We start from the raw sequence: 1331 nt of genomic DNA on the forward strand, positions 1-1331 counted from the left end.
TGACCCGTCCTGAATTTGGTTGACACCTTTTTGAGAGAAAAAAGGAGAGTCAATTGGAATCAAGGATCAAGCGAACCCAGCGGGACTACAGCCTGGCTTTTAAACTGTCGGTGGTCGAGCAGGTGGAAAAAGGCGAGCTGACGTACAAAGAGGCGCAGCGTCGCTATGGGATCCAAGGCCGGTCGACGGTGCTGGTGTGGCTGCGCAAGCATGGTCGCCCGGGCTGGAGTGGCTGGAGCCTGCCGACGGTCAGAGGAGTGGATATGGATCGTCAGGGCAAGGCGCTCACGCCCGAGCAGCGGATCAAGGAGCTGGAGGTTCAGCTTAAAGAGGCGCGCGAGAAGGCGCAGTTGTTCGAGGCCGTAGTCAACGTGCTGGAGAAGGACTACGGGGTGCGCGTCGTAAAAAAGCCTTCGGGCAAGTCCTTACGCAAAAGCTCGTCCAAGGGTTGAGCGTGGCAAGGGCTTGCCGCTACATGGGCCACAGCCGCCAGGCCTACTACAAGGGCAGGCACAGGGAGCGGGAGCGCCAGCAGCAGGCGTGCCAGGTCGTGTCGATGGTGACGGCGTTACGGGTGCGGCAACCGAAGCTGGGTACGCGCAAGCTGCATCATGTGCTACGCCAACCGCTGCGCGAGGCGGGGATCAAGGCTGGGCGCGATGCGCTGTTCGACATCCTGCGCAGCGCCCGGATGCTGGTACGCCCGCGCCGGGCGTATCACAAGACCACAGACAGCCATCATCGCTTCCGGCGCCACCCGAACCTGCTCAAGGCGGGTCAAGGCCAGGTGGTGGCGACCGGTCCCGAGCAGGTCTGGGTAGCTGACATCACCTACCTGCCGACCGCCCAGCGGTGCACCTACTTGAGCCTGGTGACCGACGCCTACTCGCGCAAGATCGTGGGTTACCACGTGGCCGAGAATCTGCAGACCGAAGGGGTGCGCCGCGCGCTGGAGATGGCGTTGCGCTCGCGGCGTTCAAACCAACCGCTGGTGCACCACTCGGATCGAGGCATCCAGTACTGCTCGACGTATTACCAGCGCCTGCACGCTCGGCATGACATCCGTTGCTCGATGACCGACGGCTACGACTGCTACCAGAATGCCTTGGCCGAGCGGGTCAACGGCATCCTGAAGGGAGAACTGTTGCTCCAAAGACCCGCCGATCTGGCCCAAGCCAGGCTCATGGTCAGGCAGTCTGTCCAGATCTACAACACCGAGCGCCCACATCTGTCCCTACAATGCAAAACACCCGATGAAGTTCATCGGGTGCTCAGTCCGTAATCGCTACGGATACCGGCCCGTAGGTGTCAACCCAGGGCAGGACGGGTCA

The 1331-nt window shown here is 61.9% G+C and carries 1 protein-coding gene; it reads left to right on the forward strand.

The genetic code is table 11. The features are described from left to right. The first annotated feature begins 53 nt into the window (after window positions 1-53). Window positions 54-1282 (forward strand): IS3 family transposase gene (locus AGI3411_RS30000; RefSeq protein ID WP_208748215.1). Its coding sequence is split into 2 segments (ribosomal slippage): window positions 54-401 and window positions 404-1282, totalling 1227 coding nucleotides; the frame shifts between segments, so codons are not numbered across the junction. The last annotated feature ends 49 nt before the right edge of the window (window positions 1283-1331 follow it).

This window comes from Achromobacter agilis, assembly GCF_900496965.1.
GTDB classification, from domain to species: Bacteria; Pseudomonadota; Gammaproteobacteria; order Burkholderiales; family Burkholderiaceae_B; genus Achromobacter; species Achromobacter agilis.